The sequence below is a fragment of the Lactiplantibacillus sp. C232 genome (assembly GCF_023806725.1).
Taxonomy (GTDB): Bacteria; Bacillota; Bacilli; order Lactobacillales; family Lactobacillaceae; genus Lactiplantibacillus; species Lactiplantibacillus plantarum.
Genome location: NZ_JAMSKZ010000009.1, coordinates 98,412 through 120,737, shown reverse-complemented (window position 1 = coordinate 120,737; position 22,326 = coordinate 98,412). Strand labels below are relative to the sequence as shown.

17 protein-coding genes are annotated in these 22,326 nt (G+C 45.6%); 11 read left to right on the top strand and 6 right to left on the bottom strand.

The window, feature by feature from the left end:
• Positions 1–158: 158 nt before the first annotated feature.
• The 3 genes from MZO41_RS10130 to MZO41_RS10120 all read right to left on the bottom strand — a co-directional run bounded on the left by MZO41_RS10130 (position 159) and on the right by MZO41_RS10120 (position 2,268).
• Positions 159–1,160 (bottom strand): FAD:protein FMN transferase, encoded by a 1,002-nt coding sequence (locus tag MZO41_RS10130; protein WP_003644791.1) that lies wholly within the window; start codon positions 1,158–1,160, stop codon positions 159–161.
• Between the two features lie 81 nt (positions 1,161–1,241).
• Positions 1,242–1,652 carry a peptide deformylase gene (locus MZO41_RS10125; RefSeq protein ID WP_003644790.1) on the bottom strand — a complete coding sequence of 137 codons (411 nt, stop codon included), beginning with the start codon at positions 1,650–1,652 and terminating at the stop codon, positions 1,242–1,244.
• Between the two features lie 142 nt (positions 1,653–1,794).
• Entirely contained in the window at positions 1,795–2,268 is a 474-nt protein-coding gene (locus MZO41_RS10120; protein WP_003644789.1) for a lipoprotein, read from the bottom strand.
• A gap of 448 nt (positions 2,269–2,716) precedes the next feature.
• On the opposite strand from MZO41_RS10120, the gene nrdD reads away from it, so the two are divergent.
• From nrdD to MZO41_RS10085, 7 genes are all read left to right on the top strand, one after another.
• Positions 2,717–4,939, top strand: coding sequence for an anaerobic ribonucleoside-triphosphate reductase (nrdD, locus tag MZO41_RS10115; RefSeq protein ID WP_003644788.1), 2,223 nt, complete (start codon positions 2,717–2,719; stop codon positions 4,937–4,939).
• Positions 4,905–5,453, top strand: a complete 549-nt coding sequence (nrdG, locus tag MZO41_RS10110; RefSeq protein ID WP_003642203.1) for an anaerobic ribonucleoside-triphosphate reductase activating protein — start codon at positions 4,905–4,907, stop codon at positions 5,451–5,453. The genes nrdD and nrdG overlap by 35 nt, the downstream gene beginning before the upstream one ends.
• A 210-nt stretch (positions 5,454–5,663) precedes the next feature.
• Positions 5,664–6,344 carry an EAL domain-containing protein gene (locus tag MZO41_RS10105; protein WP_003642202.1) on the top strand — a complete coding sequence of 227 codons (681 nt, stop codon included), beginning with the start codon at positions 5,664–5,666 and terminating at the stop codon, positions 6,342–6,344.
• Between the two features lie 15 nt (positions 6,345–6,359).
• On the top strand, positions 6,360–7,490 hold the full coding sequence (locus MZO41_RS10100; protein WP_003642201.1) for a GGDEF domain-containing protein: 1,131 nt from the start codon (positions 6,360–6,362) through the stop codon (positions 7,488–7,490).
• Between the two features lie 444 nt (positions 7,491–7,934).
• Positions 7,935–8,468, top strand: a complete 534-nt coding sequence (locus MZO41_RS10095) for a PTS sugar transporter subunit IIA (protein ID WP_003644786.1) — start codon at positions 7,935–7,937, stop codon at positions 8,466–8,468.
• Between the two features lie 512 nt (positions 8,469–8,980).
• Complete coding sequence (locus MZO41_RS10090) at positions 8,981–9,223, top strand: cytochrome b5 domain-containing protein (RefSeq protein WP_003642199.1); 243 nt, start codon at positions 8,981–8,983, stop codon at positions 9,221–9,223.
• Between the two features lie 389 nt (positions 9,224–9,612).
• Positions 9,613–12,114, top strand: a complete 2,502-nt coding sequence (locus tag MZO41_RS10085; protein WP_021356589.1) for a collagen-binding domain-containing protein — start codon at positions 9,613–9,615, stop codon at positions 12,112–12,114.
• Positions 12,115–12,496: 382 nt separating this feature from the next.
• Here MZO41_RS10085 and MZO41_RS10080 read toward each other — a convergent pair whose 3' ends face one another.
• On the bottom strand, positions 12,497–13,216 hold the full coding sequence (locus tag MZO41_RS10080) for a UTRA domain-containing protein (RefSeq protein ID WP_013355893.1): 720 nt from the start codon (positions 13,214–13,216) through the stop codon (positions 12,497–12,499).
• Positions 13,217–13,392: 176 nt separating this feature from the next.
• On the opposite strand from MZO41_RS10080, the gene MZO41_RS10075 reads away from it, so the two are divergent.
• The 3 genes from MZO41_RS10075 (at position 13,393) to MZO41_RS10065 (ending at position 17,003) form a co-directional block, all read left to right on the top strand.
• Positions 13,393–14,223 (top strand): alpha/beta hydrolase, encoded by an 831-nt coding sequence (locus tag MZO41_RS10075; RefSeq protein WP_013355892.1) that lies wholly within the window; start codon positions 13,393–13,395, stop codon positions 14,221–14,223.
• Between the two features lie 126 nt (positions 14,224–14,349).
• Positions 14,350–15,645: an alkaline phosphatase family protein gene (locus tag MZO41_RS10070; protein ID WP_024002901.1), complete on the top strand. Its 1,296-nt coding sequence runs from the start codon at positions 14,350–14,352 to the stop codon at positions 15,643–15,645.
• On the top strand, positions 15,618–17,003 hold the full coding sequence (locus MZO41_RS10065) for an MFS transporter (protein ID WP_071540951.1): 1,386 nt from the start codon (positions 15,618–15,620) through the stop codon (positions 17,001–17,003). Before MZO41_RS10070 ends, MZO41_RS10065 begins: the two co-directional genes overlap by 28 nt.
• 279 nt (positions 17,004–17,282) lie before the next feature.
• On the opposite strand, the gene MZO41_RS10060 is transcribed toward MZO41_RS10065, so the two are convergent.
• A complete protein-coding gene (locus tag MZO41_RS10060; protein ID WP_003642192.1) occupies positions 17,283–18,194 on the bottom strand; it encodes a helix-turn-helix domain-containing protein in 912 nt (303 codons plus the stop codon).
• A gap of 99 nt (positions 18,195–18,293) precedes the next feature.
• On the opposite strand from MZO41_RS10060, the gene MZO41_RS10055 reads away from it, so the two are divergent.
• Positions 18,294–19,508: an MFS transporter gene (locus MZO41_RS10055; protein WP_003644781.1), complete on the top strand. Its 1,215-nt coding sequence runs from the start codon at positions 18,294–18,296 to the stop codon at positions 19,506–19,508.
• Positions 19,509–19,815: 307 nt separating this feature from the next.
• On the opposite strand, the gene MZO41_RS10050 is transcribed toward MZO41_RS10055, so the two are convergent.
• A complete protein-coding gene (locus MZO41_RS10050) occupies positions 19,816–22,323 on the bottom strand; it encodes an excinuclease ABC subunit UvrA (protein ID WP_013355888.1) in 2,508 nt (835 codons plus the stop codon).
• Between the last annotated feature and the right edge of the window lie 3 nt (positions 22,324–22,326).

The following is a 22,326-nucleotide window of genomic DNA, read 5'->3' as shown; positions in this document are numbered from 1 at the left end:
TTTTGCCATTTAGCTGTGCTTGATTAAAATGGTTTTAATGTCGAACGTACCGCATCTAAAGTCAACTGCAAATTAAATGCTAGCCTGTAAGTGGACCATAAAATAAGCTAGGTCCTTCAAGAAGTTAATTTCTTGGAGGACCTAGCTTATTTTGTGGTCTAAATTATTGTAAACCGGTCATCGAGTAAGGTAACTTGTTCAGGTGATAAGCCAACGATTTGAAGCTCACGTTGTTTAGTCACAAAAATGGCGCCGTAAATATCGGGTCGCTGAGTTGCCCAATCGGGAATCGGTTGGCCCGCAAAGAAGAGCCGCGTCGTTTCGATTTCACCATCAATGGAAGCTTTCGAGAAAACGGTGACACTTTCAAGGTCGTTTTGTCGGGGATAACCCGTTTGCGAATCTAAGATGTGGTGGTAGGACTGGCCGTTAAATTCAAGGTGCCGCTCGTAAATACCGCTGGTCACGGCCGAGCAGGGGCCAATCGTAACGCTGGCAATCGCGTTACCGCGGTCAGTGGTGGGATCTTGGATACCAACGCGCCATTGCCCACCCGGATGAAGTGGGGACGTCCCCACCATTAACAGATTACCACCTAGGTTGATCATTCCGGCCCGCTGTCCAAATGCTTCCCAGTAATCTTGAATGCGGTCGGCAATGTAGCCCTTGGCAATTGCGCCTAGATCCAGCTCCATTCCCGTGACCTTGAGAAGCACACTGAAATCAGCGTCATTACAAATGACGGCTTCGGGGTCGATCAAGGCCAATCGTTCGTTAATTGCAGACTGTTCAGGGACGTGCGCGTTAGTAAAACCAATGTGCCAGAGTTTCACGAGCGGACCAATCAACGCATTGAAACCAAAATGTTGTCGACTGAGTTCGACAGCTTGCCGAACGAGTGTATAGGTGGCGGCGCTCACTTGAACGGGGTGTTGGCCCGCCGCCTGGTTGATTGCCATGACCTCAGAAACAGTCCGGTTGACAGTCAAGCGGTCTTCATATTGGTCGATAAGATCGCAAGCAGCTTGTAGGTACTGGTCACTATCACTACCAAAAAGGGTCAAATCAATGTCGGTACCGAGCGCGTGATGAGCTTGGTGTCGACGCTGCTGAGCGAGTGCAGGAATTGCTGTCTCGCCATTATAAGCTAAAGTTGTCATAAAACCAGTCCTATCTTTCATAAATGTCAACAAGTTCAGCAAACTGAATATTTATTCCCGCTCAGTTAGAAGTAGGCACAATTAAATCAGTTTCCCTGCACAGTGATCTAATTCGTGTTGAATAATTTGTGCTGTGAAGTCGTTGAATCGTTGTTGTTGCGGTTTAAAGTGTTGATCTTTATATTTCACCGTGATTTGGTGATAGCGGCTAGTCGGACGTTCACCAGGTAAGGACAGGCAGCCTTCCTTAGTCTCGTAAGTGCCGTGATGATCAATGATCTTCGGATTGATCATTGCAATTGCAAAGGGACCGAGTTGCACGACAATAATTTGTTTGTTGACCCCAATCATATTCGCGGCCATTCCAACGCAATTATCGGTGTGTGCGGCGAGGGTATCCAGTAAATCAGTCAAGACTTGAGTGTCTGCAGGGGTTGCTAAGTCAGCAGGGACACTAAGCGCGGCGGGATCATGCACAATTGGTCGAATCATTTGATGTTCCTCCATTGATTAGTCATATTAATTTAATTATAGAGAGCACGGTTGACAGAAGCAAGCCGTTCGCTAGTTGTCAGGCCCTAAAAAACACACCACACTCACACAAGTCAACGTGCAAATGTGGTGTGGCCTTCAATTAGTACGACAATTTAAATGTTGGCGTTAAGGTGCCCGCCTTTAAGGCGTCATTAGTTGTGGTGGGAACCTGGTTGTGTTCAGGCTGCCAATTTGGATCTTTAATCAGTGCGATATTAGTCCCTTGATAATTCATGGTCATTTGATTAGCGTCGTTGAGGGTCAGTTTTGCAACATTGTGATCGATTGTGAACGTGGCACGTGTATCACTTAACGTTAACGTTGCGCGACTACGAATGGGCGTATGTCCGCGTCGGAACCAAGCAACTTGATGATTGGTACTGAGGTACAGACTCATTGCTGGTCTAGCGCTGACCCAGCGACCTAAGAAATCCCGAGTCGTGACTGAGCGAACGGCGCTGACTTTTGATGTTGCTGGTTGAACGGTGGGCGTTTGTGTGTCAGTGGCAGAATGGCATCCTGTCAGTAGCCCTGTCAACAACAAGCCAACGATTATTCCCCTGCTTTTTTGCATAATTATTCTCTCCTCCAATGTCCACATCCCTCAATGAGGACTTAATTTCATTATAGCGAATCCGCCGCATGAGTTAAACAAAATAGTCATAAGTTAATCAGTTTACAACAACTTGGTTGTGTTCAGCTTAATTTTTAACGAATTAAAATTCGGTTTATGGCGTGTGAAAAATATTGAAAGCAAGCCGTATCAAGGTTGGTTCGGTAGTTAACGAGATTGATTAAATATTCTGATATTAGATAAAAAACAGTATAAAAAATATTTTTTAAATATTCCAAAGACGCACTAACCGGACGATTAAAGCGATTTGGTGTACACAACTGAAGGTGACAGTTAATTTTGGCAATGGGCAAGTTAATGGAAATGAGCTACTATATATAGTATTGATTCAAACAGAACGCACTATCAATTGTATTCAATCAATGACTTTGAAAAGTGGGGAATTAAGATGCTAACAACGACAACTAACGATATATTAGACCAATTACGGCCACTGACCGTCACAAAGCGGGGTGGCGCACAAACGAAATTTCATCCGTATAAAATTGACTTTGTCTTACGACGGTTGTTAGCGACTGATGACGAGGTACGGGTCGTCAAGCAGGCCCTTGTTGCCCAGTATCAAGATGCTGACAACATTGATACTCGGGAGCTACGTAGTACCATGATGCAGATTTTGAATGCGCAAGGCCTGACCGCGGCAGCTAAGGCATATCAGGATTACTTTGAAGCTGAACAGCAGCGGTTTGCGGCAGCAACTAATGTTCAAGGACGGATTGAAAAGTTGTTTGAGCGCGATGCCAGCGTTGTGCATGAAAATGCAAATAAGGATAGTACGATTTTTAACACGCAACGCGACTTAGAAGCCGGTGCTGCAAGTCGCGCCATGGGCTTGAAGATGCTACCAGATGTCGTGGCTAAGGCGCATCTGCGTGGCGATATCCATTGGCATGATCTCGATTATTCACCAGTCACGCCTGAAACGAACTGTTGCTTGATTGATTTTGACGGCATGTTCAAAAATGGGTATAAGATTGGGAACGCCGAAGTTGCCTCACCCCGGTCGATTCAAACGGCCACAGCGCAAATGGCGCAGATCATTGCCAACGTGGCTTCATTACAGTATGGTGGCTGTTCCGCTAACCGGGTCGACCAATTATTGGCTCCCTATGCGGCAATCAACTATCAAAAACATATGACTGATGCGAAAAAGTGGGTCCCTGCCGATCAGCGGGAAGCTTATGCGAAAGCCAAAACTAAAAAAGATATCTATGACGCGATGCAAGCCCTTGAGTATGAAATCAATACGTTATATTCGTCACAGGGCCAGACGCCGTTTACCACGGTCAATTTTGGTCTAGGAACTAGTTGGATTGAACGAGAAATTCAAAAGGCGATTCTCCAGATTCGAATCAAGGGACTCGGTAAGGAGCACCGAACTGCGATTTTTCCTAAATTGATCTTCACGATGAAGCGGGGGTTAAATTTAAGTCCGAATGATCCCAATTATGATATTAAAATGCTCGCGATTGAGTGTTCGACCAAGCGGATGTATCCCGACCTTTTAATGTATGACAAGATCAAGGAATTAACGGGGAGTTTTAAGACGCCGATGGGGTGCCGGTCCTTCTTACAAGGTTGGCGTGATGAAAATGGTGTCGAGGTAAACTCGGGCCGGATGAATTTGGGCGTGGTGACAGTCAACCTGCCACGAATCGCGTTAGCCGCACATGGGGACCAACAGTTGTTCTGGGAAATCTTCGAGGAACGGATGGCGACTTGTCATGAAGCACTCGCGTACCGTATCGAACGAACGAAGGAAGCTAAGCCGGAAAATGCACCACTCTTATACATGTATGGGGCGTTTGGTAAGCGGCTACCAGCAGGTGGTAATGTCGATGAGCTCTTCAAAAATCAGCGGGCGACTATTTCACTGGGATACATTGGAATTTATGAAGTCTGCACGACCTTCTTTGGTCCGAACTGGGAACAAGACGAGCACGCGTTAGCTTTTGCGGAGACCGTGGTGAAAGCGTTACGGGATAAGTGTGCGCAGTGGGCGGCTGAAAGTGGCTATCATTATAGTCTGTATTCAACGCCGGCTGAATCGTTGACGGATACGTTCTGTCGTGACGATATTGCGAAGTTTGGCCGGATCGCAGATATTACGGATAAGGAATATTACACGAATAGTTTTCATTATGATGTCCGTAAGCACCCGACGCCCTTCGATAAATTAACTTTGGAGGAACGTTTTCCACAATATGCGTCAGGCGGCTTTATTCATTATTGTGAATATCCTAATTTGACTCAGAATCCTAAAGCCTTGGAGGCCGTCTGGGACTGGGCCTATGATCATGTCGGCTATTTGGGAACGAATACGTCGATCGACCAGTGTTTTAAGTGTGGGTTTAAGGGTGAGTTCAAGGCCACTGCCCGTGGGTTCGTCTGTCCAGAATGTGGCAATCACGACCCTAAATACTGTGATGTTGTTAAGCGGACGTGTGGGTATCTAGGTAACCCACAACAACGACCAATGGTACATGGTCGCCACGTTGAAATCGCGTCCCGTGCTAAAAATATGTCTCCGGAGATGATTAAGAATGCCGCGCGCTACGAAAGGACCAAACAATCCGATGCCCAAAGAATGGCTGGCAGAGGACTTAAGTGAACAATATGTTGCTGATTATAAGGCATTTAACTTTGTTGATGGGGAAGGGGTCCGCTGTAGCTTGTACTTGAGCGGCTGCCCATTCCACTGTCCAGGCTGTTATAATGTGGCGGCACAAAATTTTCATTATGGACAACCGTATTCACAAGAATTGGAAGATCAGATTATTGAAGACCTTGGGCAAGATTATGTGCAAGGGTTGACGTTGCTAGGTGGTGAACCGTTTCTAAATACTCAAGTCGGCATTCGGATTTGTGAACGCATTCGCTCCGAATTTGGAAACACGAAGGATATTTGGTCGTGGTCAGGTTATACTTGGGAAGAATTGCAACAAGACTCTGAGGATAAACTGAAGATGCTATCATTAATTGATATCTTGGTAGATGGGCGCTTTTTACAAGATAAGATGGATCTCTCGCTACAATTTCGGGGTAGTTCCAATCAACGTATTATCGACGTTCCTAAGTCGCTAACAGCTGGTAAAGTCGTCATCTGGGATAAGTTGGTTAAGTGAAATTAAGACTGGTAAAAAGAGCGTTATGACGAGGTCGTCACGACGTTCTTTTTTGTTACGGTCAATATAACGGTTACATATAACCCTTAATAATTTTTTTAATTAAAGTCTGTAACTATGTCTCGATATTTTAGTTAAAAGCGGTTATACTTTACAGGAGTTGTCAATTTATATTGACATAAAGAAATCATTAAAAGCGAGGCTTCATGAATGTATCGTTTTTTTGTTCAACCCCAAGTTGATCACAGCCATCGAGCTGTTTTTGGTTATGAATTACTGTTACGTAAAGAGATGAATGGTCACTGGGCCGTTCCGAAGTCGTTCACTGAATTATCATTAGATAAGCAAGCTGAATTATTAGAACAACTTGCTAGTCAATTGCAGACGAAAGCGACTAATCAGGTGTTAGCCCTTAATTTAAACCGGCAACAAGCTGAGGACGACCTGATGTTAGGGACGATCATTTACCTAAAAAAAAGGTTGAATCCGGCCGCGCTGACGATTGAGTTGACAGAATGTCCTTCATTAAACGAGATTCAAAAATATAGTCTCTTTTTCCACCAACATGATATTAAATTAAGCATTGATGACGTGGGGACGGGCTCGAACACGTTTGAGAATATTCGCCACGCACTACCGTTTGTTGATCAAATCAAGTTTGCGATGCAAAACTTACGGATGAGTGGGCAAGCGGAGCGCATTCCTCATGAATTAGCATTTTGGCGTGATATTGCTCAGTCTTACCATCTGGAATTTATTCTGGAAGGTGTCGAAGACCAGGGTGATCAAAAGATGGCTGAACAACAAGGTATTGAATGGCACCAGGGTTACTATTATGGGAAACCGCGGTTAGTCGATGATGGTCGGCAATTGGTCAACGGCGGATGCTGAGAAAGGATCCTTACGATGACATGGTCTAATTGGCGAATTTCGCCGTTCGTAACGAGTATTTTCTTTATACTAGGTGTTCTAACACTTTACTGGGTCCTCTTTAATTGGATTACGACGTGGTTTCATGCCCGTCACATTAACATTGACGATGATACCGTCAATGCTTGGCACGGTGTGATTTATATGTTGGTCTTTGTGTTTGTCATGCAACTGTCGGTCGTCGGTAAAGCAGATAGTTGGGAGTTTGTTAACTTTCACTTGATTGCCGTCGTGTTCTGCTCGTTTTTTTTGAATATTCGAATGCCGTATTATTCATTGTTACCTGTGGTCATAGTGTACATGGTTTTCGACCAGTCGATTTTTTACTGGGAATCGTGGAGTTACGCCGTCGTGTTCGTGCTATTTTTCTGGAGCATGAATTATCTACGGCTGTGGGTACCTAAGCATCGGTATCCTTGGCTATATTACTATGGCGCGGTCGCTTTTTACGGCGGAATCTTGTGGGGCCTGATCAAGCTTAAATATTCGCTGGATTGGGACAATACTTTACAAGAATATGGCTACTTAATGATTTTTGCAGGATTATTGTACGCCTACGTTAATATGCTGACCCAAGATAGTGAGATTAAATTACGGTTGGCCCAGTTTGCGAGTCACGACGCTTTGACTGAGACTGAGAACTTTGCCGCTTACACGGAACATATCAAATATTTATTCGATGATAGTGCCAAGAACAATCTCAACTTATCGATGATGATGTTCGATATTGATCACTTTAAGCACGTTAATGACACGTACGGGCACCTTGCAGGGGACCGCGTTTTGCAAGAAGTTGCCGCCACGGTCACAACGGTCTTGGCCGCCAATGACGAGAAGGTCAAGCTGTATCGCACCGGTGGTGAAGAATTCAATGTCCTGTTTCCCGGTTATGATCTGGCTAGTACCAAAGTGATTGTCCGTCAGGTCTTTGAAGCAGTCAATCATCTCGTTGTTAAGTATGAAGACGAGGAAATCAATGTGTCGATTTCGGTTGGTGTCTCGACACTGCATCAAGCCGATGGTAGTCCGATTGATTTGTACAACCGTGTTGATCAGAACCTCTATTTTTCAAAGCGGCACGGGCGGATGCGTGTTACGGTTGAATAGTGGCTGAGATTAAAAATAAATAACGTTGACTGGTTGAGCTCCCGGAATAAAAGCCGGAAGCTCTTTTTTGCTCGCAATCGGTCTGACTGAAATTGTAGGCCTAACCGTCATTGCCTGATTGACGTATTGGGGAAACATGATGTCAAATCTACAAGATTGATTGAGTGCGACATTGGGGTTATGGTGGCCAATTTCAGCTATTTAGTAGCATCGTTCGTTAATTGAGTTTACGAATTAACGCTAACAGATGTAAACCTTAATCGAAACCGTTAATTATGCTGGTATTCTAGTTTAATTATGGTATGGTTTATGTTGTAAAGATAACAGTCAATGACTTAAACTAATTGACTTACATATTAAAGAAAACAAGTTTTTTACGTTACGTTTGTTAAGGTTATTTAAATACGAATGGTTGCCAATTTATAAAGTAAGGAAGTGAGAAGTGTGCCAGTGGTCATTAGCTCATTAATTCCCGTAGTTGCGCCGGTTAAACGCCAAGTGATCAATGTGACGACCCTTGCAAATACGGTTCACTTATATGGGTTACTAGGATTTAAGCAGCAAATTATACCGGCAACGGATCAAATTGTTGCGCCCTTTGCTGGGGTTATCACAGCCGTGGCAGCCAATCAACGGTTAATTGGCTTTCGAGCGGCCGACGGTCTGGTGGGCTGGCTACGGATTGGTCAATTAACCAGTGCTTTGGAATCGCCTACATTTAAGTTCAACGTTAAACCGGGTGACTGGGTGGTTGCTGGGCAGATGTTGGTTGAAGTGATTTCACTACTGACACAACGGCTCCAACCAGTTAAAACGACGGTGGTATTGACGATTAGACATGCGGTTGTTCGTGTTCGAGAACGGTTGCTGGCAGCAAGTAATCAAGTCGATCCGATGGGAACTGTTATCTCAGGTATTACGACCAGTATGGCTGGTAATCATCGGGTCGCAACGATCGGGCCACCCCAAGGTAATTAATTGTTTGACAATAAGCAATCGACGTCCTAGATACGGGGTGTGTCTAGACGTCACGCTTCGACGCAGCCCATTGAATGGGCAGTAGTGGCTGAGGTGTGCGTTTTAATAACGCAGTTAGGGGCAGTACTGGACACATGAACAGTACTGGTTCACAAGGTCGCCGTACTAGGAGGTACGGCGTCGCTGATGTTATAAGGTATTAAGATTAAGTAGTTGTGGGTAGCAGTAATTGGTCAGCGATTAAGTTTTGGCAGACTTATAAGCACAACTGCTATCACGGGTACGATTAATTGGGTGCTAACGTAAGTATGGTTACCTAGTCAATTAAGTTTCGTCGGTCAAAGGTTAGGCCGGTATTACCGAGATGGTTGTGGGGGTATAACTACTTCGGCGATCGTTTGATGTCGCGTTATGTTCAAGATAGGTCAATTATTTGGTTTAAGAACGGATCACTTGCTTTTACTTGGCAGTCCAGTTTATCATGACGGTAAATTGTGAAGGAGTGATTCGGCATGAATTCAGCGACATTTAATCAAACTGAATTAGCAAAATATAATGGTCAGGATGGTCAACCCGCATACGTGGCGGTTGATGGTGTCGTTTATGATGTAACGGGGGTTGCAGCATGGGCTGGCGGTAAGCATCATGGTAATCTTGCGGGGCAAGAATTAACCGCAGTCATTGACACCAAATCACCACATGGACGTAAAGTGTTAACGGGACTGACCGTCGTTGGTCAATACGTGACTAATTAAATTATTGAAGACTGGTTGATTGTGACCAGTCTTTTTTTGTGTGGATATGCGGCTGTTGTGATTGCTTAAACGAGCTTTCACACCAAAATTTTTCGTACTGCGAGGCAAGTATTGACCAATTTTAGGCGGCTGTTTGTGGGTTTGAGACATTGTGTAAAATAAGTGCGTGATGATAATCGATATTCCAAGTAAACGAATAGATAACAAAAATACTAACTTATGATTAGTTAAGACCTGTAATGGTTGCTGGCACGTCTATTGACAGTCATCCACTGTTTATATAACAATACAAAATAAATTATATAAAGAGTTGAATGTTGTATGAAAAAGCGTGAAAATAGAATTGAATTAAAGGAAAGTTAATAAACTATATTTTAGGTGGGTAAATGATGGAGCGAAAACGGACGAATTTTAAAATGTACAAAATTGGCCGTCGCTGGGCGTTTGCATGTGCCGTTATCTTGACGATGGGCACAACAACGCTGGTGGCTCGGGCTGATGATGGAACGACTGCAACGGGGACTGATACGGCATCAACCAGTTCAAGCACAACCAAATCAGTCACGGCTAAGACACAAACTTTGAAGACTGCGGCCACAACTGAAGCGGATGTGACTAACCAAAATCAGCCGGTTTTAGATACCGATGGTTCGAATTCAAAGACTGCTGCTGGCACAGTGGCTGGAACTAAGGCGGCAACGGATACTGATACAAACGCTACCACCAATTTGGATGAGACAACTAGTGCCAATACTGAAACTGGTTCAGATACGACAGCTGGTTCAAAGACGGCAAAAGAGACGAATGCGACAACCGGTTCAGAGTCGACAAAAGAGACGTCGACCACAACTGATTCTGCCACTGCAACGGCTGCGCGGACAACAACCAGTTCTAATAAAGGTGCGACTACTGACTCAGCTACCAGCAATGATACCGCGGCAACGGCTGCTAAAACTACCGATGCTAGTGCTAAGATTGCCGGTACGACGACTAGTGATAGTGTAGCCCAGCAAACGACGACAACTAAAGACCAGTCGACGACAACTGCAACGCCCCAGACCGTCGCGGTGGCGCTTAGTCAAGCTGTGACCCATGCAAACGATGCCGTTGCCGATGGTGGTAATGTGACGGACGATTATCCGGATCTACATAACATGCTCGGGGTTTCGTCCCAATTCCATATTTTTGCACGGGAAGCGGAACTACATGCCCATACGAATGGGAACGTTGCGGTGCAAAACTTAGTGGGCAACGTTAACTTTGGTACGAACATTATTGAAGAATTATTAGATAAAGATATTTCGTATATTCAAAATATCAGTAATATTGCTGGGAGTTCGTTTGTTTCGGCTGGTGAGACGCGGAGCAATAAAGTTATCTTTGGCGAAAATATTGAGATTGATGTTTCGAATCCTAATCGGCCGATGGTCAACGGGGTCTATATCGACCATTTACTTGCCTCTGAAGTTTATCAAGACAAAGATGGTAACGTCTATATTGATTTTGACAAAGAGTTTGCTAAGTTGGAAAAATTGAGCGCTAGTCTTAGCGAAGCGTCCGCGAACGCCACCTATACGAGTGACAGTTTTGAAGATATGAATCAGCGGGTCATCGATATGACGGATATGCAACCTGATGCGGATGGACACATTGTGATCAATCTGTCAGCGGATGTTTTAAACACGAGTACGCCGCTGACAATCAAGGGACTATCGGCAGATGCGGATGGTAATACTGTCATTATTAATGTTGATACGGCAGGTGCGACCAACTATCAAGTTAACTCGCAGATCAAAATCATTTATGATGACGGTACGGAGCGGAATAATAAAGAAACTGAAGACTTTGGTGATAACCATTTGCTTTGGAACTTCTATGATTCAACCGCGAGTGACAAGTTAGCAACTGGTGTCATTAGTGTCGACCGGCCATTTCAAGGCAGTATTTTAGCCCCAGCGGCGGAAATTGATGCAAATCAAAATATTGATGGCAACATCATTGCTAATAAAGTCAACGTGAAGGCGGAGACCCATCGTTGGGATTTACAGGATAATGTTGATAATGAAAATGATCCAGAACCAGTTCCGGACTATGAGAAACCGGTACATCCAAGTATTGATGCCGAATTACCAGATGGTGGCGAGGGCGAAGAGCCAGAATACGACAAACCGGTACATCCAAGTATCGACATTGAAATGCCAGATGACGGCGAGGGGGAAGAACCAGAATACGACAAACCGGTACATCCAAGTATCGATATCGAGATGCCAGACGATGGCGAAGAAGAAGAACCAGAATACGACAAACCGGTACATCCAAGTATTGATATCGAAATGCCAGATAATGGCGAAGAAGAAGAAGAGTACGACAAACCAGTTCATCCAAGCATCGATGTTGAAATGCCTGACTTTGACGAGATTGAGGACGAAGAAGAAGCTGAAGACGCAGAAGAAGAATTTGAAGACGATATTGAGGATGAAATCGAAGCTGGTGTGACGCCAGACGAAGTTGTCGACCAAATCGAAGAAGAAGTCGACAATGAAATTACAGCTGACTGGGTCACGGACGAAACTGCGACTGAATTGGAAACGGCGTTTGAGGAAGTTCAAAAAGAAGCAGTGGTTGGCGATCAGATTAAGGATGAGGAAACACTGATCAACTTGATTGACCGGGCAATCGCACAAGCTAAAGCGCATCATAATACGGCGTTAGTAGCGCAATTACAAGCTCTACGAACTAAGGTGGCTAGCGCATTGGCAGTGGCTAAGGGGCAAGCATTACCACAGACTGATGAAGCGCCAAGTCAGATGATTAGTTTAGCGGGAATCGCATTAGCAAGTACATTAGTATTAGGTGCTGCAGCGGTTAGCCGGCGGAAGCGTCGGTATTAAGCTTAAAATTGTATTTTGAAGCAACTGTTGATTCGGCAAGTTTAATCTTGCGAATCAACAGTTTTTTTGCATAAAAAAGTCACTAAACCAAATTGGTCTAGTGACGCTCAATTCTCTCTACTCCATGACCGACCTAATCTCTTGACCCCAAATGCGCCACTAGTGAAACGTGGTATAAATGCTAACCCCCATTAGCATTTATGATATTTATTATAAATAATTCAGCACATTAGTCAAATTTTATTCGAATATATTTTTAATTTATGTTGAAACTTATTCACAGATAAATTTAATTCACCGACTGAATTGGTCTAAAGTAAGTAACCATAATAAAAAGCTGGATGGTCCGGATGACCATTCAGCTAAGTAATGTTGGTAAGGTTTAATTACAAATTAATTCATTGAAGTTAAATTCGTTCGGAATAAAGTGGGATTCAGTGTATTCAACCTGGCGTCCTTCATCGTTAAATGCGATGCTAATCATATTACCGACGCAATTATTATCACCGAGCGCTAGCTGAGCTTTGTCGAGTTCGGTGGCGGATTCGACTCGTAGCATTCTTTTAACGACAGCAATTTTCAGACCATTTTTTTTGAAGTGTTGATAAATTGAGCGTTGGGCGATGGTCTTAGTCAGAGTGGGAGTGCGCTGGGCGTTAAAATAGTTAATGTCCAGCACTGCCCGAATACCGTCTACGATCCGAACCCGTTGAATAGCATACACTGGAATACCCACTTCAAAAGCGGTATGTGTGCTAAGCGGCTGGTCAACGATTCGTTGCTGAAAGGCCACGACCTCGGTCTGATAATCGAGGTGGCGCTCCGCGTTGAGGCTCTGCAGACCGTTGAGATTATTTAAAGCCAGATTGAATTGCTGGGTTTGTGGCGTGTGCTCCAATAAGACCACCCCGCGCCCCTTAACGCTGTAAACTAGGCCGTCTTTGGCTAGTTGTGCGATTGCCTTACGAACAGCATAGCGACTGCTATCAAATTCTGTAATTAATTCGTCTTCAATGGGTAATCGCATCTTAACGCTGTAGTGTCCCGTGAGAATGCGGTCCTTTAAAACGTGATAGATGTCGCTGAATGTTTGTTTCCCCATTTTAATACCCCCGCTCATCATATAATTAATTTAATTATAGCAAATAATAGTCATTAGCGAGTAAATAAGCGAATAAATATCGATATTTATTCGAATAAAAATTGACAAGCAATCATGTGACCTTCTATAATGAAAGCGAAATCAAGTCGGTAATACGGGAGTAGGAGGGGGAACATATGCAAGTTGAACAGCGCACATTAAATACTGCGGCACACCCATTTCAGATCACGGCGTATTGGTTAGACCAAATTAGTGATTTTGAAACAGCTGTTGATTATCCAATCATGATTATCTGCCCGGGAGGTGGCTTTACTTATCATTCTGGGCGGGAAGAAGCGCCAATTGCAACCCGGATGATGGCCGCCGGAATGCATACGGTGGTCTTGAATTACCAATTAATTGTGGGAGATCAGTCCGTCTATCCTTGGGCGTTGCAGCAATTAGGTGCAACAATTGATTGGATTACGACCCAGGCGTCCGCACACCATGTTGATTGTCAGCGGATTATTCTTGCCGGGTTTTCGGCTGGCGGCCACGTGGTTGCGACTTATAATGGTGTTGCGACCCAACCAGAATTGCGCACACGGTATCATTTGGATCATTATCAAGGCCAGCATGCTGCCATTATTTTAGGCTATCCAGTCATTGATTTGACAGCGGGGTTTCCCACGACTTCGGCGGCGCGTAATCAGATTACCACGGATGCCCGGTTGTGGGCAGCCCAGCGCCTAGTCACACCAGCTAGTAAACCCGCTTTTGTCTGGCAAACGGCGACGGATGAGTTGGTCCCGCCAATCAATTCGTTAAAATATGTGCAGGCCATGCTACAACATCAGGTCGCAACTGCGTATCATTTATTTGATAGTGGGATTCATGGGTTAGCGTTAGCCAATCATGTGACGCAAAAACCTGGCAAGGACAAGTATTTGAATGACCAGGTTGCAATATGGCCACAATTAGCATTGCGGTGGTTACAAGAACAGGAATTGTTAGCTGGTAATTATTGAAAATAAATCTGGGCGATCAGTCGTGCTTCACTGATCGCCCGTTTTTTGTCAACGATCCTGACACCAATTAATTTTCTGCGGTATAATAATACGAATAAGCTTATTAAGTAAGAAGGAGCGATTGAGATGGCAACAAATCAACACTTGGTCATTATTTCCTTAGATGCGTTAGGATTTCGTGATTTACGCGAACATCAAGCAGAATTACCCGTTCTGAGTGGATTGATGACCGGTGGTACTTGGGTCAAGTCGGTGACGGGCATTTATCCAACACTGACATATCCGTCACATACCACGATTATTACGGGACAGTATCCCAGCGTGCATGGAATCGTTAATAATACTAAGTTACAACCGACACGCCGTTCACCAGATTGGTATTGGTATCAAAAGGACGTTCAAGTACCAACACTATATGATTTGGCACGGCAAAAGAAGCTAACAACGGCGGCTTTTTTATGGCCAGTGACGGCTGGCAGCAAGATTACATATAACCTTGCCGAGATCTTTCCTAACCGTATTTGGACGAACCAAGTTCTCGTCTCGTTGAAGGCGAGTTCACCGCTCTTCTTACTCGCGATGAATCATAAGTATGGGCATCTTCGTAATGGGATTAAGCAGCCCCAACTAGATGAATTCATCACGGCTTGTGCAGTCGATACGTTAACGAATAAGAAGCCGAACCTAACGATGATTCACTTAGTCGACATGGATAGTATGCGCCATCGCTATGGTGTGCGATCCAGTGAGGCCATGGCAGCTTTACACCGGCTAGACCGGCACGTGGGCCAGTTGATTGACGCGACTAAAGCTGCGGGCACGTTTGCGGATACCAACTTTGTTATTTTAGGTGATCACTATCAAATCAATGTGGATCACATGATTCATTTAAATACGTTATTCGCTCAGCAGGGCTGGTTGACCGCACGTCAAGATCAGACGTTTGAAGATGACTGGTCCGTGATGGCGAAGACGGCGGACGGCTCAACGTACATTTATACGCGACCGGAATTTGACCAGTTGGATGAATTGAAGGCATTGGTTAGTCAGGTTGAAGGTGTTGAGACCATCATTACTGGAGAGGCGGCTGCACGTCGTGGTGCGGACCCCGCTTGTGCGTTGATGGTTGAAGCCCAGGAAGGTTATTATTTTACTGATGAAAGTCGACGGCCAACTGTGGTTGAACCCGTCCATCCAGCGACACTCGGTCAACCAGACCGTTACCACGGGGTTCATGGATATGACCCGACGAAGCCTGACTATCAAACGACCCTGTTATTCAATGGACCAGCAGTTAAAGCTGGTGGGACGATTGAAGCAGCTAACTTAGTCGATGAAGCGCCGACATTTGCGCGGTTACTCGGATTGAGTTTCGATGGCCCCATGCCGGGACATTGCCTCGATGGTATTTTCAAAGACTAGACAAAAAAGAGAGAGAGGAAAAGCGGGCGGACATCAGCACCACTAATATTGTGGTTAATGCTCGTTCCGCCTCCGATTGCGATCAGAGGTTCCCGCGAAGTAACTTAATGAAATTTAATAAACAGCAGTGGGGTTGGATCTTTTACGATTGGGCCAACTCGGGCTATGGCATTATTGTCACAACGGCGGTGCTACCCGTTTACTTTAAGGCAGTTGCCCAAAGTAGCGGTGTGACACCGGCTAATGCAACGGCTTACTGGGGTTATGCCAATAGTATTGGGACCTTACTAGTTTCGATTTTGGCGCCCGTCCTAGGTGCACTAGCAGACTATCCCCATGCCAAGAAACGAATGCTCAACATCTTTTCGATACTCGGAATGGTGATGACGCTAGGGCTGAGTGTTGCCCCGACTAGTGCCTGGAAGTGGCTATTAGGTATTTATATTTTATCAATTATCGGTTATTCCGGTGGTAATCTGTTTTATGACAGTTTTCTGACTGACGTGGCACCAAACGATCAGATGGATCGATTGTCGTCATATGGTTATGGGTTTGGCTATCTCGGTGGTGTCTTGGCGTTTATCTTATTCTTGGTCTTACAATTAACCAGTGGTTTTGGTCAATTATCAAGCTATGGGGTCGCGCGGTGGAGTTTTGTCTTAGCCGCTGCGTGGTGGATTATCTTTTACATTCCTTTGTTGAAAAACGTTCACCAAAAGTACGCGTTAGCACCCAGTGCGCATCCGGTGCGTTCAAGTTTCCAACGGGTATGGTCGACTTTGAAACACATCCGGAATTATCGCGCTGCGGCGTGGTTCTTGGTGGCGTACTTCTTCTACATTGATGGAGTCGACACGATCTTTACAATGGCAACTTCGATTGGGATGGATATGGGAATTACGACGACCACGTTGATGATTGTCTTGCTGGTTGTTCAGCTAGTCGCGTTTCCGTTTTCACTGCTTTACGGGTGGTTAGCGAATAAAACGTCGACCCGGACGGGCATCTTGCTTGGCATTATTATTTATTTAGGTATCTGCTTGTACGCGTTGCGGTTGAATAGTACGACGGATTTTTGGATTTTAGCCATACTAGTTGGAACCAGTCAGGGTGGGATTCAAGCGCTTAGTCGGTCGTACTTCGGTCGTTTGATTCCTAAGACTAGTGGGAGTGAGTTTTTCGGCTTTTACAATATTCTCGGTAAGTTCTCAGCCGTGATGGGCCCCGTCCTAGTTGGAATCGTGACCCAAATGACGGGGAAGTCAACGATTGGTGCTGCTTCTTTAAGTATTTTATTTGTTGTTGGATTAGTGATTTTCTTGGCTCTACCGCATTTGAACCAGACAAAGTCGGTTTAAGCCAGGGTTTGTTTAATATCATGCAAAAAGAACTTCTTCTAATTTGGAGAAGTTCTTTTTACGTTGATCAAGCTCAGACCATCATGAGTTATAAATTCATTTCCGTATTCCGCTGTAATACATAATAAATGATAAACCAACACAATACGCGCTAATTATAACAATCTGAAAGGCGTAGCTATCAGTAAGCCTTAGGCCAGTTAATCAGTATGTGTGATTAAGAAAAAGCCTGTTCCTGTCCGGCGTAATTTATTGCCAGGCTAGAACAGGCTTTCGGTGTTAAAGATGCTTGTGAGACTGATGCGATTGGCGATAAGTCTGGGCTTGCTTAGTGCGAACGTTACGAATTGCAAATAACGTATTATCAATCCGGGGGTGATGATGTGTTTCTAAGACGCTGACTTCATCAAGCAATTGGTTGCCAATTTGCCAGTCGCCAAAGTAGAGATTCCAGATGCCAAGCCAGAATTGTTGGCTCAACCGCCCATCCCAGTTTAACTGGTGACTGTCGATGGCAGTGAACTTGGTTTTCAGATTTTGAGCGGATTGAAAATCATGAAAGTTCAATTTAGTTTGAAATAGTGATCCATAAAAATCGAGTAAGTCGTTGCTGACGTGAAAGGGATCGCCCCAACCCGTTTGATAACTGGCACAATTGGCGGCCATACGGGTTGTCAGTGGTGTTAGTGCGGCCAAGCCGTCGATGGATGCAATAATTGGAATTAGAACGGGCACTAATTTTAGTTCCTGCAGGGTCCAAGTCTTGGCTTGGAGCAGGTGATCAAAAGCGGGCTGGGTCGTGGTTGTCACGCCGACTGAACGATGGTCATAGGATAGCATCAAGATGCTGGCATAACTGGCGATGAGTTGTTCGTAGGCGTGGGGGCTGTGTCGATGTTCGCGAATCCAAGTGGCTAGGGCGGGAAAATTTAGCGTTTCATAAGCGTGACGAATTGTCCAAAGGGCCTGGTCATATGCTGATGGCTGGTAGTTTTGGTGTATGAATCGTAACTCGTCGGCTGAAATTGCTAAGTTATCCAGAATTGCAAAGAGTTTACTGGCGCCAATATCGTTGGCACCACTCTCAAAGCGTGAGGCGAATGAGCGCGAGATAATACCGCTATACACTTCTTGTTGAGTTAAGCCCTTACTTAATCGAATCTGATGAATAGTTTCTCCGATGTTTGTCATCTAGCACTCCTTAATGTGGCATATATGCAACCTACTTGCTGATTGTACCACGGTAATGACGAGTAAGCTAAGTCCATTATCTTAATGGGAGATGGGTTAATGCTGACTTTATTAAAAAATCGGACCCTCCAAACGATTGCTAGTGCAAATTTTTTTACGACGCTGGGGGTGAGTTTGTTCAATATCATTTTACTCACGTACGCAAAGAATTTTCCAAATCCACATTGGTTTGTTGCCATCGTTTCGGTGGTGACAGTTGTGCCGTACGTTTTCGGGGGATTAACGGGGCGACTCGCTGATCAGACGCGCCGAAAAACTAACTGGCTGATTGGTACTAAGGTCGTTCAAGCGGGGTTATATCTCGTCTTGGCCCAAGTGATTACTCAGCAAACGGTGGTTGTTTTCTACGTGGTCGTTGCGATTAATTTTATTTCGGATCTACTAGGTCGATATGGTGGCAGTATTTTGACAATTGTTATTCAAGACCGGATTGATCCTGACGATCGCCAACAAGTGATGGGGCTTAATGCGAGCATAAGTACGCTTGTTGAGCCACTGGGTCAAACACTAGGGGTCTTGATTATCGCCCAGTGGCATGATTATGCGTTAGCTGGAATAGTGAATGCGTTGACTTTTATTGGGGCCGCTAGCTGCTTGTTGGCCGGACGTTCAGCGATTCAGTCGACTCCCAAAGTTGCTGGACGACCACGACATATTGAGGCCTGGCCCGTGATTCAGCGAGTGATGCTGACGACGACTAGAATGGGTGCAGTCAGTTATCTGGGTATTCTGATGATTTTAAACGTCGCAACGATGAGCATTGATGCGATTTTGAACTTAATGTTTATTGACTTGGCGTCCCGCATGCCCGTGAGCTATTCGGTCGCAATTTTAATGTTCAACGTGGTCTTTGTTACCGGAAGCGTATTGGGTGGCATTACTAAAAATACTTGGTTTGATCGGCTCTCATTGTTTCAATTGTTACTGGCAGCGATGCTAGCGCCGATGCTGACCTATGTGATTTTACTAGTCGTTCCACAACTAATCTTGATTCTTGGGGGCATGTTTGCAGTGGGCTTCATGAGTGGCAAACTGGACCCGAAGATGTTCGCCATCATGATGCCACAAATTGACCCGCACTTAACAGGGACGGTCTTTGGTACCATCAGTTCGATTGTGACGTTGGCGGCACCCGTTGGTAGCGTCGGCATCGTTTTATTATATAACTTAGTTGGTGCGACGGCGGCGTGTTCGGTGATGATTGGTGTGAGTGCGCTGGCGTTGATCTGGGCAGTGATGGCGCACCGGCAGTGATTAATTGTTAATCTTTTGTTATTGATATTTCAATTTGGCGTTAGGATGTGGCTATCAGCTTTGTGATGACTTACGAATGGATTTAGTGAAATGCAGTGCTCAAAAAGACATCTTGGGACGGCTGACTAACTGAAATGGTACATTAAGGAAAAGGACGTAAGTTTCGTCCGCTTCATTGGCACCATCGCAGCACAACAAAAGCGTGTCTAACCCCTAGCAAGTTAACTAGCTGGGGGTTAGACACGCTTTTGGATTAAATATTCGATAAGAGCGTTGTGATGAATGAGGTCGGTCAGCAGTTCATTGGTTAAACGTGGAATAGGGCCAAATGCGTCTTCAAATATTGCCCTGTTACACTAGTTGGATTTTGACTAACGGCTAATGGGGTACCGGTGGCGACAATGTTACCACCGTTGATACCGCCCGCGGGTCCCATATCGATAACGTAATCAGCGTTGGCGATTACGTCGAGATCGTGTTCGATGGCAATGACGGTTGCCCCTTGCTGAATCAGTTGGTCAAAGACTTTGACGAGTTGCTGAATGTCGAGCGGGTGCAAACCGATTGAAGGCTCATCGAAGACAAAGAGCGTTCCCGTTTGGCGTTTGCCAATGCGGGAGGTGAGCTTCAGGCGCTGAGCTTCGCCACCCGAGAGTGCCGGCGTACTTTCACCTAATAGTAAGTAGCCTAGTCCCATATCATGCAGAATCTGGAGTGTATTAGCGATGGCGGATTGCGCTTTGAAAATTGGTAGTGCCTCGTCAACCGCGAGATCTAAAATATCCGCAATCGAATAGCCATGCCATTTGACGGTCAGCGTCTGTTTATTGTAGCGCTTGCCGTGGCATTGGGGGCAGACTTCGGTGATGTCTGGCAGGTATTGCACATCTAAAGAGATTTGGCCCGTACCACCACAAGTTGGGCAAGCACCCGCAGCGACGTTATATGAAAATTGGCTAGCGGTCCAACCGTTTGCTTGTGCTGCTGGGGTGGCGGCGAATAATTGGCGTAGATGGTCGAGAATGTTGGTATAAGTGGCGACCGTTGACCGTACATTCTTACCAACGGGCACTGAGTCGACGGTAACAACGTGCCGAATGTGACCATTGTCAAAGGCCTTAACGTGGGTTGGGAGTGGTCGCTTTTTAGCTGTGGCAATCAGTGCTGGAATCAAACTATCTAGTACCAGAGTCGTTTTACCAGCGCCGCTCATACCCGTGACGGTCGTGAAACGGTTTTTGGGAATGCGCGCCGTAATGTCTTGGATGTTAAAGTGATGAGCCACTTCAATAGCAAGGGCCCCCTTTTTCCAGAGCGCATCGTCGGTTAATACGGGGCGTTCACGCAGCGTGGCAGTACCGGTGAGAAATGGCGCAATTAAGGACTCTTTGTCCTGCTTGATGGCTGCGACAGTGCCTTGTCCGACAACGGTACCGCCGTGCTTACCAGCCCCCGGACCAATCTCAATAACATCATCAGCTGCACTGATAATACTAGTGTCGTGGTCAACCACCACGACGGAATTTCCTTGGGCGACTAGCCCGCGGAAAGCTTTGATTAGGCCCGCCACGTTAGCTGGATGAAGTCCAACGGAAGGTTCATCAAGGACATATAACACGCCAGTCGTGGCGCTACGCAAAGTGCGTCCAAGCTGAATGCGTTGTAATTCACCAGTTGACAGGGTCGCGCCGGGGCGACTGAGTGTGAGGTAGTCGAGTCCAAGTTCTTCCATGGGTTGCAGGCTGAGTAGCAATTCATCAACAAGGGATTGTCCAAGATGATGCATCTTAGTAGGTAGCCACGGGACAATCGTGGCCGCAAAATCATGCAAGGCGGCGACAGTCATATCACTAACCGTCGCAATGTTTTGACCATTTAATTCGTAGTTAAACAACTGAGGATTGAAGCGTGATCCGTGACAATCTGGACAAGTATCAAACTTGTAAAAGCGATTCAGCCGAGTAATTGCCCGTTCATTTTTGGTCGTCGCCATACTATCTTCAACGGCGGCAAAGGCGTTCTCGTAGACAGCGTTGTCCATGTGAAAGATTTTACCTTTAGCGCTTGGAATGTTGATGGCAACGGTTTGCTTAGGACCATGTAATACGCGTGCTTTATCGGCTTCACTAAGGTCTTTATATGGAATGTCGATGGGAATCCCAATTTCGCGCGCAACGATCGGCATAAAGTTACGTCCAGGTAGGTGCCAAGAAGCAACGGCCCCTTCTTCGATAGTTTGATTTTCATCCGCAATAATGAGTGCCGGGTCAATTTGGCGAACTTGGCCTAGGCCACCGCAAGTCGGACAGGCCCCACCTGAATTGAAGGCGAAATCTTCGGCGCCGGGCGCTCTGAATTTGGCGCCACAAGTCGGACAGGTGACGTAACCATCATTTTCAGCCACATCGAGCGTTGGTGGCATGCGGTGACCATTGGGGCAAACTGCTGAGCTGAGTCGTGAGAAGGCTAGCCTTAAGATATTTAAGCTTTCAGACATGGTGCCGACGGTTGAACGGACGCCGGGAACCTGGGGGCGTTGGCGTAGCGCTAATGCAGATGGTAAGTATTGTACTGAATCAACACTGGCTTTGCCGACCTGATTGATTCGGCGGCGGGTAAAGGTTGACAGGGCGTTTAAGTAGCGGCGGGCCCCCTCAGCGTACAGGACGCCCATTGCGAGTGATGACTTACCGGACCCACTGCGACCAGTAATCGCAACAAATTCGTTGAGTGGAATGTCGATATCGATATTTTTTAAATTATTGACGTGTGCGCCTCGCACTTGAATGTGAGTCGGTAACGTGGTTTGTGGCATGAC